Source organism: Candidatus Accumulibacter vicinus (assembly GCF_000584955.1).
Classification (GTDB): Bacteria; Pseudomonadota; Gammaproteobacteria; order Burkholderiales; family Rhodocyclaceae; genus Accumulibacter; species Accumulibacter vicinus.
Genome location: NZ_JDSS02000021.1, coordinates 124,756 through 138,291, shown reverse-complemented (window position 1 = coordinate 138,291; position 13,536 = coordinate 124,756). Strand labels below are relative to the sequence as shown.

Annotated in this window: 9 protein-coding genes and 1 pseudogene; 1 reads left to right on the top strand and 9 read right to left on the bottom strand. The window is 61.7% G+C overall.

The window, feature by feature from the left end; translation table 11 throughout:
* The 9 genes from rfaE1 to gyrA all read right to left on the bottom strand — a co-directional run bounded on the left by rfaE1 (nucleotide 1) and on the right by gyrA (nucleotide 12,278).
* The gene (gene rfaE1, locus CAPSK01_RS09440) at nucleotides 1-933 is read right to left on the bottom strand and encodes a D-glycero-beta-D-manno-heptose-7-phosphate kinase (RefSeq protein ID WP_034926008.1); all 933 of its coding nucleotides are present in this window, start codon (nucleotides 931-933) and stop codon (nucleotides 1-3) included.
* A gap of 82 nt (nucleotides 934-1,015) precedes the next feature.
* On the bottom strand, nucleotides 1,016-2,185 hold the full coding sequence (gene lapB / locus CAPSK01_RS09435) for a lipopolysaccharide assembly protein LapB (protein ID WP_273703418.1): 1,170 nt from the start codon (nucleotides 2,183-2,185) through the stop codon (nucleotides 1,016-1,018).
* 131 nt (nucleotides 2,186-2,316) lie between these two features.
* Nucleotides 2,317-2,619 carry an integration host factor subunit beta gene (locus CAPSK01_RS09430; RefSeq protein WP_034925696.1) on the bottom strand — a complete coding sequence of 101 codons (303 nt, stop codon included), beginning with the start codon at nucleotides 2,617-2,619 and terminating at the stop codon, nucleotides 2,317-2,319.
* Nucleotides 2,620-2,629: 10 nt separating this feature from the next.
* A complete protein-coding gene (gene rpsA, locus CAPSK01_RS09425; protein ID WP_034925693.1) occupies nucleotides 2,630-4,327 on the bottom strand; it encodes a 30S ribosomal protein S1 in 1,698 nt (565 codons plus the stop codon).
* Between the two features lie 186 nt (nucleotides 4,328-4,513).
* Nucleotides 4,514-6,460: a bifunctional 3-phosphoshikimate 1-carboxyvinyltransferase/cytidylate kinase gene (locus CAPSK01_RS09420; RefSeq protein WP_034926005.1), complete on the bottom strand. Its 1,947-nt coding sequence runs from the start codon at nucleotides 6,458-6,460 to the stop codon at nucleotides 4,514-4,516.
* 2 nt (nucleotides 6,461-6,462) lie between these two features.
* The gene (locus tag CAPSK01_RS09415) at nucleotides 6,463-7,350 is read right to left on the bottom strand and encodes a prephenate dehydrogenase/arogenate dehydrogenase family protein (RefSeq protein WP_034925691.1); all 888 of its coding nucleotides are present in this window, start codon (nucleotides 7,348-7,350) and stop codon (nucleotides 6,463-6,465) included.
* Nucleotides 7,351-7,375: 25 nt separating this feature from the next.
* Complete coding sequence (gene hisC, locus CAPSK01_RS09410; RefSeq protein WP_034925688.1) at nucleotides 7,376-8,464, bottom strand: histidinol-phosphate transaminase; 1,089 nt, start codon at nucleotides 8,462-8,464, stop codon at nucleotides 7,376-7,378.
* A 31-nt stretch (nucleotides 8,465-8,495) separates the two neighbouring features.
* Complete coding sequence (pheA, locus tag CAPSK01_RS09405) at nucleotides 8,496-9,587, bottom strand: prephenate dehydratase (RefSeq protein WP_273703417.1); 1,092 nt, start codon at nucleotides 9,585-9,587, stop codon at nucleotides 8,496-8,498.
* Nucleotides 9,588-9,656: 69 nt separating this feature from the next.
* A complete protein-coding gene (gene gyrA / locus CAPSK01_RS09400) occupies nucleotides 9,657-12,278 on the bottom strand; it encodes a DNA gyrase subunit A (protein ID WP_034925686.1) in 2,622 nt (873 codons plus the stop codon).
* Between the two features lie 488 nt (nucleotides 12,279-12,766).
* On the opposite strand from gyrA, the pseudogene CAPSK01_RS09395 reads away from it, so the two are divergent.
* Nucleotides 12,767-13,536 (top strand): annotated as a pseudogene (locus CAPSK01_RS09395) (hypothetical protein); the annotation flags it as partial.

Below are 13,536 nucleotides of genomic sequence, written 5' to 3'. Positions count from 1 at the left end.
TCACTTGAGTGCCGCAGCCAGTTCACGATGGCTGACCACCGCCGTACCGAGCTTGCCAACGACGACGCCGGCCGCAACATTTGCCACCCGGACGGCCTCCGGCCAGGCCGTGCCGCACGCGAGCATCACGGCCAGGGTAGCGATGACCGTATCGCCGGCACCAGACACATCGAAGACCTCCCTAGCCACGGCCTGCTCGTAGATCGCCCCGCCAGCATGGAAGAGCGACATCCCTTCCTCGCTGCGGGTCACCAGCAGCGCTTCGAGTCCCAAATCGCAGCGCAATGCTTCGGCCTTGTACGCCAGTTCGCCGTCGTCGTGCCAGCGACCGACCACGGTGCGTAACTCGTTGCGGTTCGGCGTGACGATGGTCGCGCCCGCATACTTGGAGAAATCGTCGCCCTTGGGATCGACCAGAACCTTCTTGCCGGCCGTGCGCGCCAATCGGATCATCTCGCCGATGTGCGCCAGGCCGCCCTTGCCATAATCGGAGAGGATCACCGCGTCGCATGTCGGCAGGCGCGCCGCGAACTCGGCGAGCTTGGTGCGCAACACCTCATGTGAAGGGGCCGTTTCAAAATCGATGCGCAGCAGTTGCTGTTGCCGGCCAATCACGCGCAGCTTGACCGTCGTGCTGATCGCAGCGTCGAGATGCAGGCTGGCCTCGATGCCACTTGCGGCCAGCAGTCTCTGCAGGCAGCGCCCGGCTTCGTCGTCGCCAACCACCGACAGCAGGGCGACCTGCGCACCCAGGGCAGCGACGTTGCGAGCGACGTTGGCGGCCCCGCCGGGACGCTCTTCGCTGCGGTCCACCTTGACCACCGGCACCGGTGCCTCGGGAGAGATGCGAGAGACCTCGCCAAACCAGTAGCGATCAAGCATCACATCGCCGACGATCAGCAGCTTGGCGGTCGCGAAATCAGGGACGTGCATCGCCGCGGCTTCCGGAACGGCAGGATCTGCTCATGAGGCGAATACACCTCATATCGCGTATGGCGACTGGCAAGCTGAACTCCTAAGGTGTGAGGTCAAATTCTTCGGTGCGCTTTGGCGAATAGGTCTCCCAACCGCCACAGGCCGGACAGCGCCAATAGAACTGACGCGCCTTGAAACCGCAATTATCGCATCGATAGCGCGCCAGGCGGCGTGTGTAGACCTGCACGATCCCTTTTGCCAGATCGAGATCGGGGCGGCTCTCGGGCGGCGCAATCAGCAATCTGGCCTCCAGCAACTTGTCGAAACCGAGCAGGGTCGGATTGCGCTTCAACTCATCGCGAACCAGTTTGTACGCTGCATCCGGCCCGTCACTCTCGAGCACCAGTTGAAAAACCACGTCGAGCAGGTCCAGCGAAGGGTAGTGCTCAAGATAGCCGCGCAACAGTTGCAGGCCTCTTTCGCGGCGATCGAGCTTGCGAAAGGCGTCGAGCAGGCGTTGCGCCACCAGCGCCAGGTAGGTAGGATCCTGCTGTTCGATGCGTTGCCAGGATTCGATTGCTGCCAGCGGCTGATCCTGCTGGAGCAGGATGTCACCTTGGAGCAGGCTGGCGCGAACACATTTGCGGTTGCGCTCGAGCGCCGTCTGCAGGTGGCTGACCGCCAGATCACGGCGCGAGCGAATCAGCTCGGCAGCAGCCAGCTCGCAATGGTACTCGGCGATTTCCTTGTGTGACGCGTAGTCCGGCAGTTCCGAAGCGATCGTGATCGCCTTCCCCCAGTCCTTTTCGAGCTGATAGATCTCGAGCAGGTTGCGCTTCGCTTCTTCGGCCAGAGGTGAATCGCGCAGCTTGTCGAAAATTTCTTCGGCGCGATCGAGCAAGCCGGCCTTGAGATAGTCCTGTCCGAGTTCCGCCAGCGCCTGCAGTTTTAAATCCTGTTTCAGATCCTCACGTTCGATGAGGTTCTGGTGCATGCGGATGGCGCGTTCGGTCTCGCCGCGACGACGGAACAGGCTGCCCAGCGCAAAGTGCAGCTCGATAGTCTGGGGATCGATCTTGACGGCTTCGACAAAGGCCTCGATGGCACGGTCGGGCTGCTCGTTGAGCAAGAAGTTGAGTCCCTGAAAATACGAACGCGGCAGCGTTCGCGACTCCTTCACGAGATGCCGGATATCGATGCGCGCCGCTGCCCAGCCGAGCCCGAAGAACAAAGGGAAAAGCAGGAGCTGCCAGTATTCGAATTCAATCATGTGTCACCTGATTCTTGATGGCAAACGCGAACATGACAAAGCCCACGATAACGCACGCATTGATCAGCCTCCCACAAAAAAACGGGCGGCAACTCTCGTTACCGCCCGTCATTCGCCACGGTCTTAGCAACTCAGATCGAGTCTACCGCGTCCAGAGCGCCGTCGACGCGTTCCCGCAACTCCTTCCCGGCCTTGAAGTGCGGTACCCATTTTTCTGGAACCTCGACCTTGTCGCCGGACTTGGGATTCCGACCGACCCGCGGTGGCCGGTAATTCAGAGAGAAACTCCCAAAGCCACGAATCTCGATGCGATCACCCTGGGCCAGGGCCTCCTCCATGGCAGCGAGAATCATCTTCACCGACAGGTCCGCATCCTTGGCGACCAGTTGCGGAAAGCGCTCGGCCAGCTGGGCGATAAGATCCGACTTGGTCATTTGCTAAACCCTAGTTCGGGTTGTTGAGCTTGGCTTTGAGCAGGGCCCCGAGATTCGTGGTGCCTGAACTGGCGTTGCTGTCAGCCGAAAACTTCTGCATGGCTTCCTGCTGCTCAGCCTGCTCCCGGGCCTTGATCGACAGGCTGATGGAACGTGTCTTGCGATCCACGTTGATGATCATCGCTTCCACCTTGTCACCTTCCTTGTACACCTTGGTCAGGTCATCAATGCGGTCTCGCGATACTTCCGAAGCGCGCAGATAGGCTTCGATGTCGCCATCGAGCGTCACTACTGCACCACGGGCATCGACCGATTTGACGACGCCACGCGCGATGCTGTTCTTGTCGTGAGTCGCGATATAGCTGGTATAGGGATCGCCATCAAGCTGTTTGATGCCCAGCGAAATCCGCTCCTTGTCAGTATCGATGGCCAGCACCACAGCATCGACCTCATCGCCCTTCTTGAAGTTGCGGATCGCTTCTTCTCCCGGCAGCGACCATGAAAGGTCGGACAGATGTACCAGACCGTCGATGCCACCGGGCAGACCAATGAAGACGCCAAAGTCGGTGATCGACTTGATGGCGCCCCGAACCCGGTCGCCCTTCTTGTAGTTCATCGAGAAGTCGTCCCACGGGTTGGCCGCACACTGCTTCATCCCCAGGGAAATTCGGCGCCGATCCTCATCGATCTCGAGGATCATCACTTCGACTTCATCGCCGAGTTGAACGACTTTCGACGGATGCACGTTTTTGTTGGTCCAGTCCATCTCGGAGACATGCACCAGTCCCTCAATGCCCTGTTCGATCTCGACAAAGGCGCCGTAGTCGGTGAGGTTGGTGACTTTCCCGAACAGCCGGGTGGTCGGTGGGTAGCGGCGCGAGATGCCGACCCAGGGATCTTCGCCCAACTGCTTGAGACCGAGCGAAACGCGGTTCTTTTCCTGGTCGAACTTGAGGATCTTGGCCTGCACCTCGTCGCCCACTGCAAGCACTTCGGAGGGGTGGCGAACCCGGCGCCAGGCCAGGTCAGTGATATGCAGCAGGCCATCGATGCCGCCCAGGTCAACGAAAGCGCCGTAATCGGTGATGTTCTTGACCACCCCTTTAACGATGCTGCCTTCCTTGAGTGCCGCCAACAGTGCATCGCGCTCTTCGCCCACACTGGCTTCGAGGACGGCACGGCGGGAAACGACGACATTGTTGCGCTTGCGGTCGAGCTTGATGACCTTGAATTCGTAGGTCTTGCCTTCGTACGGGGTGGTGTCCTTGACCGGACGCATGTCCACCAGCGAACCCGGCAGGAAGGCGCGGACGCTGTTGGTCATGACCGTCAGCCCGCCCTTGACCTTGCCGGTGATGGTGCCGGTCACCAGGCTGCCGTCATTGAGCGCCTGTTCGAGAGCATTCCATGCTGCGACACGTTTGGCACGGTCGCGCGACAGACGGGTTTCACCGAAACCGTTTTCGAGCTGCTCGATGGCGACTTGGACAAAATCCCCGACCTTGACCTCGATTTCGCCATTGTCACTCAGGAATTCTTCAATTTCAATATAGCTCTCGGACTTGAGACCGGCATTGACAACCACAAAATTCTGGTCAATGCGCACGACTTCCGCGGTGATGACCTCCCCGGGACGCATTTCCTGACGACCGAGGCTCTCTTCGAAGAGTTCGGCAAAACTTTCTTGCATGATGGGATGAGCTGACATATGAGTTGAGTTACCTAACCGCAGCATTGCGGGGTGAATGAATGAACGATCACCAGTTCCGGCTTGACAGTCTTACAAGGCGGAGGCAAGGGCATGGCACCGGCAGATCTGGTGCGGCAGAACCTGCCGGGCCAACGGAACGACACGTCGAACTGGTGACACCTCAGGAAAACGACGGTTGCCGTTTCACCTTTTCTGCGGACCCTTGCCGATCCAGTCCAGGACCTGTGCCACCGCTGAGTCGATGGTGTGGTCCGTGGTGTCGAGTAGCTCGGCGTCCGCACCCTGCTGCATCGGAGCGACGCTACGTTGGCTATCCCGTTCGTCGCGCTCGCGCAGATCCAGCAAGAGGTCTTCAATACTAGCAGCCATTCCTTTTTCGATCAACTGCTTATGCCGGCGCATGGCGCGCATCTCGACGCTTGCAGTGAGAAATACCTTGGTCATCGCATCCGGAAAAACGACCGACCCCATGTCGCGCCCGTCGGCAACGAGTCCGGGTGACCGGCGAAAAGCCCGCTGCCGGAACAGCAGGGCAGCGCGTACGGCAGGCAGCGCAGCCACTCGCGAAGCACCGACAGAGATCTCCTCGCTACGGATGGCGTCGGAAACTTCCTCGCCAGCCAGAAGGATTGCATGGTCGCCAAACTCGACGTCAAGACCGGCAGCAATCGCTGCGACAGCGTCTTCATCGTCCCAGGCCGTTCCAGCACGCCGTGCGGCCAGGGCGGTCAAGCGATAGAGAGCGCCGGAATCGAGGTAGTGCCAGCCCAGCGCCTGCGCGACGCGGGTGGCGATGGTGCCTTTGCCTGAAGCCGAGGTGCCGTCAATGGCGATCACCGGCACCGCCTGGCCGACCTCGGCGAAGCGTGCGAAATAGTCCGGAAAGGTCTTGGCCACCGTCTGCGGGTCATTGATCCGCAGTGGCGTTCCCAGTGCCGCCAGCGAGCAGGCCATGGCCATCCGGTGGTCATCATAGGTGTCGATCGCCACCGCGTGCAGACCGCCAACTGGCGGATCAATGCGGAGGTAGTCCGCGCCCTCTTCGACGCTTGCACCGAGCTTGCGCAGCTCGGTTGCCATCGCGGCGATGCGGTCGGTTTCCTTGACTCGCCAGCTGGCAATATGGCGCAAGGTGGTCGGCCCGTCGGCAAACAAGGCCGTGGTGGCCAGCGTCATCGCCGCATCGGGAATGTGATTGCAATCGAGGTCGATACCCCGCAGCCTGCCGGCCAACGGCGCCGCCGCCTCGATCCAGTGGGCCCCTGCACTGATCTGTGCGCCCATCGCGGAGAGGGCATCGGCAAAGCGGACATCCCCCTGGATCGAATCCGGGCCAATCCCCTCGACACGCAACGGCCCACCGCCGATCGCGCCGAGCGCGAGGAAGTAGGACGCCGACGAGGCATCGCCTTCGACCTGGACGAGCCCTGGCGAACGATAGGCGCTGCTCGCAGGCACGGTAAAGCGCCGCCAGCCGTCGCGTCGCACCTCGACGCCAAAGCGCGCCATGCTCGCCAGCGTGATGTCGATGTAGGGTCTGGAAATCAGCTCGCCGACCACTTCCACCGTCGTTTCGACCCCGCGCAGCGGCAAGGCCATCAACAGACCGGTGAGAAACTGGCTGGACACGTCGCCACGGACCTGCACCACATCATTCGGGCAGGGCCTCGGCGGATGGATCAGCAGGGGCGGAAAGCCCTCGACACCCAGGTAGCTGATCTCGGCGCCGAGCTGGCGCAAGGCATCGACCAGATCGCCAATCGGTCGTTCGTGCATCCGCGGCACGCCGCTCAGGCGGTAGTCACCCCTGGCGAGCGCCAGGACTGCAGTCAGCGGCCGGAAAGCCGTGCCGGCGTTGCCGAGAAAAAGGTCGGCCGCACGGACCGGGAAATCTCCTGCCACACCCGTGATACAAAGCGTCTTGCCCTCCCCCGGCGCGACGCCAACGCCGAGTACCCGCAGCGCTGCGAGCATGCGCGCGGTGTCATCGGAGAGCAGCAGGTCACCAAGCTCGGTCCTGCCCGTGGCCAGCGCTGCCAGCAGCAGCAGCCGGTTGGAGAGGCTCTTCGAACCGGGCAGGTGTACCGTACCGCGCGCCGCGCACAACTGCGGCAGATCGAGATGGTCGATGCTCACTTGTTCGCCTGACCTGCCGCCCACTCGCGACGAGCGTTCCTGGCGATGTCGAAGGTCGCTTCGAGGCTGGCACCGTCGCCACGCTGCAGCGCCTCCCGCAATTCGTCGAGTTCTTCCCGGTAGCGGTCGAGTTCGTCGAGCAAAGCGGTGCGATTGGCCAGACAGATATCGCGCCACATCTCCGGGTGGCTGGCAGCAATGCGCGTGAAGTCGCGAAAACCGCTGGCGGCAAAGCCGAACAGCAACTCCCGGTTGTCGCGCCGGGTCAGCTCATGCACCAGTGCAAAGGACAAGAGGTGCGGCAGATGGCTGACGGCAGCGAAAATCCGATCATGCTCGGCCGCCGTCAGTTCCCTGACCAGGCCGCCGCAGCACGCCCATGCCGAACGTACGCGCGCGATGTCCTCGGGACGGTTTTCCGGCAGTGGTGTCAGGACGACCTGCTTGTGACGATAGAGATCGGCGCGCGCGGCCAGCGCACCGCTATTTTCGGCACCGGCAATGGGGTGCGCGGGGACGAATTGACCGAGCCGGGCGGCAAAATGGACGCGCGCTGCGGCAATCACGTTTCCCTTGGTACTGCCCGCGTCGGTAACCAGCGTCTGGCGCCCCAGGCAGGGGGCAATGCGGGCCATGATCTCGGCGGTCTTGCCGACCGGCGTCGCGATCAGTACCAAGTCGGCATTGGAAACCTCCTGCCCGACATTGAATCCGGCACGGTCCACGATACCCAGCTCCAGCGCCTGCGTCAGCGAGCCGATCCGACGCCCGAAACCGACGATCTCTGCGGCCTCTCCGGCAGCCTTGAGTGCCAGCGCGAAGGATCCCCCGATCAGACCGACGCCAAAGACAACGACCTTGCCGAACAGCGGCGCGCTGCTCACGGCAGGGCTCCGGGGCAGCCGCTACTCACAGCGACCCCTCCAGGGCGGCCAGGAAGCGAGTATTTTCGCTTTCGGTGCCGATCGTGACGCGCAGCCATTCCGGCATCCCGTAGCTGGCGATCGGGCGAACGATGATCCCCTGCTTGAGCAGCTTCTGGTTGACCAGATGCGCATCCGCTGCCCGGAAAGTCAAGAAGTTGCCATGCGATGGAATGTGGGTACAGCCCAGGCGTTTCAGTCCGCCAACAATCTGCGCCATTCCCGAACGGTTGAGCGCATAGCTGCTGGCGACGAACTGATGGTCATCGAGCGCTGCGATGGCTGCGGCCAGTGCGAGGTTGTTGCAATTGAAGGGCTGGCGAACGCGATTCATGAGGTCGGCGATCTCGGCCGAGCAGAGCGCATAACCGATGCGCAGACCCGCCAGACCGTAGATCTTCGAAAAGGTGCGGGTGATCACCAGATTCGGAAAGGCCGCCAGCCAGGCGGTTGTATCGACCCGCTCGGCGGGAGGCAGGTATTCGTTGTAGGCTTCGTCGAGCACCACCACGACCTCTGCCGGCAGCGACTGTAGAAACGCCCGCAGCTGCGCATACGGCACAAAGGTGCCGGTCGGATTGTTGGGGTTGGCGATCCAGAGCAGCCGTGTATCGGGCCGGATTGCAGCGCGCATGGCATCGAGGTCATGGCCGTAATCCCTGGCCGCAACGGCAATGCCCTCGCCACCGGCCGCCAGCGTTGCCAGCGGGTAAACGGCAAAGGCATACTGCGCGAAGACTGCCGAGCGCCCCGGCGCCAGAAAAACCCGGGCAATGATATCGAGCAAGTCATTCGAGCCATTGCCGAGAACGATGCACTCCCTTCCCAGGCCGGTCCGTTCAGCCAGGGACTGTTTCAACGCGAAGTCATCCGGATAACGCGCCAGGCCGGTGATCGCCTCGGTCACTGCCACGCGCGCCTTGGGGCTCATGCCGAGCGGATTCTCGTTGGAAGCCAGCTTGACGATCTGTTCGACGGCAAGGCCCATCTCGCGCGCCAGTTGGGTGATCGGTTTGCCCGGCTGGTAGGGAGAAATGGCCCGGATGTAGGGTAATGATTGCTCGTAGAGTGTCATCTGCAGTCCTCGCATCGAAAAGTCGAAAAGCCTAGTAGACCGCGACCGGGTATGAACCCAGCAGCTTCAGATAAGGCGCACGCCGAGCCAGTTCGGTGAGTGCGCTACGCACTGCCACATCGTCGCGGTGGCCCTCGACATCGACGAAAAAGACATACGCCCACAGCGTATGACGTGCTGGACGTGACTCCAGCCGGGTCAGCGAAACACCGGCATCGGAAAACGGGGCCAGCAGCTTGCTGAGCGCGCCGGTCTGGTTGTGCGCCGACATGATCAGCGAGGTCTTGTCACGCCCCGATGGCCCGGCGTCGTGGCGACCGAGAACGACGAAGCGGGTGGTATTGTTCGGTTCATCCTCGATGTTGCTGGCCAGTTCAGGCAGTCGATAACGCTCGGCAGCCGCCTGACCGGCGATTGCCGCCGCCCCGGCTTCGGTCGCGGCGAGTTGCGCGGCCTGCGCGTTGCTGCCGACCGGGATGCGCTGCACATTCGGCAGCGAGCGATTCAGCCACTCGTGACATTGCGCCAGCGACTGCGCGTGTGAATAGACCTTCACCACTTCACCCAGAGAGCGCTCGTTCGACAGCAGATGCTGGTGAATGCGCAGCACCACTTCGCCGCAGACCTTGAGCGGCGTCGTCAGCAGCAGGTCGAGGGTGCGTCCGACGGCACCCTCGGTCGAGTTTTCGATTGGCACCACAGCGTAGTCGGCATGACAGGATTCGACTTCGCGAAAGACATCGTCGATCGAAATCTGGGGCATCGGGCGTGCGGCATGACCAAAATGCTTGATCGCTGCGCTTTCCGAGAAGGTGCCGAGCGGTCCCAGGAAGGCGATGCCCAGCGGCTGTTCGAGCGACAGGCAGGCCGACATCACTTCCCGGAAAAACCAGGTCACGCTCTCGTTCGACAGCGGCCCTGGGTTGATCTCCTGAATCCGCTGCAGCACCTGCGCTTCACGCTCGGGCCGATAAATGAAGCCGGCCTCACCATGGCGCGCCTTGATCTCCCCGACCTGCTGCGCATAGCGGGCACGCCGGTTCAACAAGTCCAGCAGTTGCCTGTCAAGGCCGTCGATCTGCTGACGAACGACCGCCAGTTCGCTCTGCAGGTCGCCGCTCACCAAGCGTATCCCGTGTGCAGTCGCAGCCGGTCGGTCAGGCAAGGCAGGCGGTCGAACATGCCGACCACCCTAGCCCTGCTCCGGATCGGTCACGGGCAGCTCGACCGCGGCAGTGTCCTCGTCATCCGCCGGGGGTTCAACCCCTTCGACGTCGTCTTCGCTTTCGACGACCTTTTCCAGACCGGCGAGCTTCTCGCCGGCGTCGAGCGCGATCAGCGTCACTCCCTGGGTCGCGCGTCCAAGTTCGCGAATCTCGCGCACGCGCGTGCGGATCAACACGCCACCGGTGGTGATCAGCATGATCTCGTCTTCGTCACGCACCAGGCGGGCAGCGACGACCTTGCCGTTGCGTTCGCTGGCGGCAATTGCCTTGACCCCCTGCGTGCCGCGACCGGAATGGCGGAAATCGGCGAGAACCGTGCGTTTGCCAAAACCGTTCTCGGTGGCCACCAGCACCGTCTGCTGATCGTTGTCGGCAACCAGCAGCGACAACACCTGTTGCTGGTCCGCAAGCCGCATTCCCCGCACGCCGCGTGCCGTACGCCCCATCGGGCGAACCTCCTCCTCGTCGAACCACACCGCTTTGCCGACGTCGGAAACCAGCACCACATCCTGCAGACCATTGGTGATCTCGGCGCCGATCAGGACGTCATCCTCGTCGAGGGCGACGGCGATGATGCCGGCCTTGCGCGGGTTGGAGAAATCCGACAGCGGCGTCTTCTTGACCGTGCCGTTGGCGGTGCACATGAAGATGTAGCGATCGTCGGCGAACTCCTTGACCGGCAGGATGGCACTGATTTTCTCGCCCTCCTCGAAGGGAAACAGGTTGACGATCGGCTTGCCGCGGCTACTGCGCGTCCCTTGCGGCACCTCATAGACTTTCAGCCAGTAGACGCGCCCCCGGTTGGTGAAGCAGAGAATGAAATCGTGCGTATTGGCCACAAACAGATGGTCGACGAAATCGTCCGCCTTCATCGCTGCCGCCTGCTTGCCCCGTCCACCCCGCCGCTGTGCGCGATAGTCGGCGAGTGGCTGCGCCTTGATGTAACCGGTATGCGAAAGCGTCACCACCATGTCGGCCGGGGTGATGAAATCCTCGATGCCGAGATCCTGGGTGTGGGTGACGATCTCCGAACGGCGCTTGTCGGAGAACTGGGCACGGATGCCGGTCAATTCGTCGACGATCATCTCGGTGATGCGCTCGGGTCGCGCCAGGATGTCCATCAGGTCGGCAATGCGTTCGAGCAGTTCGCCGTAATCGGCAACGATCTTGTCGCGTTCGAGGCCGGTCAAGCGCTGCAGGCGCAGTTCGAGGATCGCCTGCGCCTGGGCTTCCGAGAGCAGGTAGCCGTTCTCCGCCAGGCCGAATTCGCGACCCAGTCCTTCCGGGCGGGTCGCATCGAGCGCCGCCCGCCGCAGCATCTCGGCCACCGTCGGCGAGGTCCAGTGCCTGGCCATCAGCCCGCGGCGCGCATCGGCCGGCGTCGGCGCAGCCTTGATCAGGGCAATGATCTCGTCGACATTGTCGAGCGCCACCGCCAGGCCTTCCTGGATGTGCGCCCGCTCGCGTGCCTTGCGCAATTCGAAAACGGTTCGCCGGGTCAACACCTCGCGCCGGTGCCAGAGAAAACATTCGAGCATCTGTTTGAGGTTGAGCAGGCGCGGCTGCCCATCGACCAGGGCGACCATGTTCATGCCGAAGGTGTCCTGCAGTTGCGTCTGCTTGTACAGGCAGTTGAGCACCACTTCAGTCACTTCGCCACGCTTCAGCTCGATCACCACGCGCATGCCCGATTTGTCGGACTCGTCGCGCAGATCGGAAATGCCTTCGATCTTCTTCTCGTTGACCAGCTCGCCGAGCCTTTCGAGCAGCGTTCGCTTGTTCACCTGGTAAGGTAGTTCGTCGATGATGATCGCCTGACGATTGTTGCCCTTCTCCATGTCCTCGAAGTGCACCTTGCCGCGCATGATGACGCGTCCTCGCCCGGTGCGATAGCCCTCGCGGACACCGGCAAGGCCGTAGATGATGCCGGCGGTCGGAAAGTCGGGCGCCGGCAGCAGATCGATCAGCTCGTCGACGCCGATCTCGGCATTGTCAAGCAACGCGAGACAGGCATCGATCACTTCGCCGAGGTTGTGCGGCGGAATGTTGGTCGCCATGCCGACCGCAATCCCCGACGAGCCGTTGATCAGCAGGTTCGGAATGCGTGCAGGCATGACCAGCGGCTCGTCCTCCGAACCGTCGTAGTTGGGTCCGAAATCGACGGTTTCCTTGTCGATGTCGGCAAGCAATTCGTGCCCGATACGCGCCATGCGCACTTCGGTGTAACGCATCGCGGCAGCATTGTCGCCGTCGACCGAACCGAAGTTGCCCTGCCCGTCGACCAGCATGTAGCGCAGCGAGAAATCCTGCGCCATGCGCACGATGGTGTCGTAGACCGCCGTGTCGCCATGCGGATGGTACTTGCCGATGACATCGCCGACGATCCGCGCCGATTTCTTGTACGGCTTGTTCCAGTCATTCGACAACTCATGCATGGCATAAAGCACACGCCGATGCACCGGCTTGAGGCCATCACGTGCGTCGGGCAGCGCGCGCCCGACAATCACGCTCATTGCATAATCGAGATACGATCGGCGCATCTCGTCTTCGAGGCTGATCGGGAGGGTTTCTTTGGCGAAAGCTTCCATCTTCTATCCGCTGGCGACGTGACTTCGGCAGGAATGTCGTCGTCTTGTTGAAGCCCGCTATTCTAACACGCTCCCGATTTCCCCGGACCCGGCAGGAGAGGGTATCGGGTGTGAATAATTGACCGCAGTTGATCAGGAACATATACTCTCGCGGACAGTTCTGGGTTTCCTTTCTTCTCATATGCTCGGGATGGTCTGGAGGGCCGCTGGCAGTGCCGCCTCGTTGGTCTGACGACTTCCGGAACATTCCTGGTGGGTGGTCGATGCTCCCTGGCGGCGCGAACGCCGCCACTCGCCGACCGACGTGTGTACCCTCGCAGGTTGACGGGCGGGTTTGAACTCGCGTAATGACGAAGTATCAACTTCGCTGCGCCTGCCACGACCCCTCTCTTGATTAACACGTTTTTAGCAAGCCGTTGGCATCGCAAGGGCACCGTGCCATGGCACGGGAGGTAATCGCCAATGCTGTGGATAGTTTAGAGGTAGAAATGCTCGCAAGCACCATTCCTTCACCACCCAACAGCCTCGACAAGCCAGGCACGATCAGGGTTTTCGATTTTGCCCTGGTCGGTATCCAATTGGTGTTGCTTCTGCTTCTCTTGCGCCAATTCCAGATCGAATCCGCGGCCTTCCTGCGGCTCGCCGCCCTTGCCTTCGGCGGCTTTGCCATTCATGCCTGGCTGCCTCTGCGCTACCGTTTGCCATTCTTTCTACTCTTGAGTTTCGCGGGTATCGGGGTCGTCATGGGCTTCGAGAACGGCGCCTGGATGATCGGGATAGGGTTGCTCCTGATAGGCATCTGCCATATCCCGGTTTCCTTTACGTTGAGGGGCGCCTTGCTGCTGCTCGTGGGAGCGCTTCTGGCGGCACAACGCGCAAAGCTCCTGCCGTTTCCCTGGTCGGAAGCAATCTGGCCGATTCTCGGCTCGATGTTCATGTTCCGGCTGATCGTGTACTTCTATGACCTGCGCCACGAAAAGGTACCGGGGACGCCAGTCCAGGCTCTGGCCTATTTCTTCATGCTGCCAAATGCCTGTTTCCCCCTTTTCCCCGTGGTTGACTACAAGGCATTTCGCCGCAGCCATTTCGACGATGATGCCTACCGTGTCTATCAGGTCGGCATCGACTGGATGGTCCGCGGTGTCATCCATCTGATCCTGTATCGGGTGATCTACTATTACTTCACGATGGCGCCCTCCGAGGTCAACACCCCGGCCGACCTGTTGAATTACCTCGTATCGAACTTCCTGCTCTACCT

Coding starts and splice junctions, on each gene's coding strand:
- gyrA (WP_034925686.1), bottom strand. CDS start 12,278: ATGGAAGCTTTCGCCAAAGAAACCCTCCCGATCAGCCTCGAAGACGAG.
- rfaE1 (WP_034926008.1), bottom strand. CDS start 933: ATGCACGTCCCTGATTTCGCGACCGCCAAGCTGCTGATCGTCGGCGAT.
- lapB (WP_273703418.1), bottom strand. CDS start 2,185: ATGATTGAATTCGAATACTGGCAGCTCCTGCTTTTCCCTTTGTTCTTC.
- CAPSK01_RS09430 (WP_034925696.1), bottom strand. CDS start 2,619: ATGACCAAGTCGGATCTTATCGCCCAGCTGGCCGAGCGCTTTCCGCAA.
- rpsA (WP_034925693.1), bottom strand. CDS start 4,327: ATGTCAGCTCATCCCATCATGCAAGAAAGTTTTGCCGAACTCTTCGAA.
- hisC (WP_034925688.1), bottom strand. CDS start 8,464: ATGACACTCTACGAGCAATCATTACCCTACATCCGGGCCATTTCTCCC.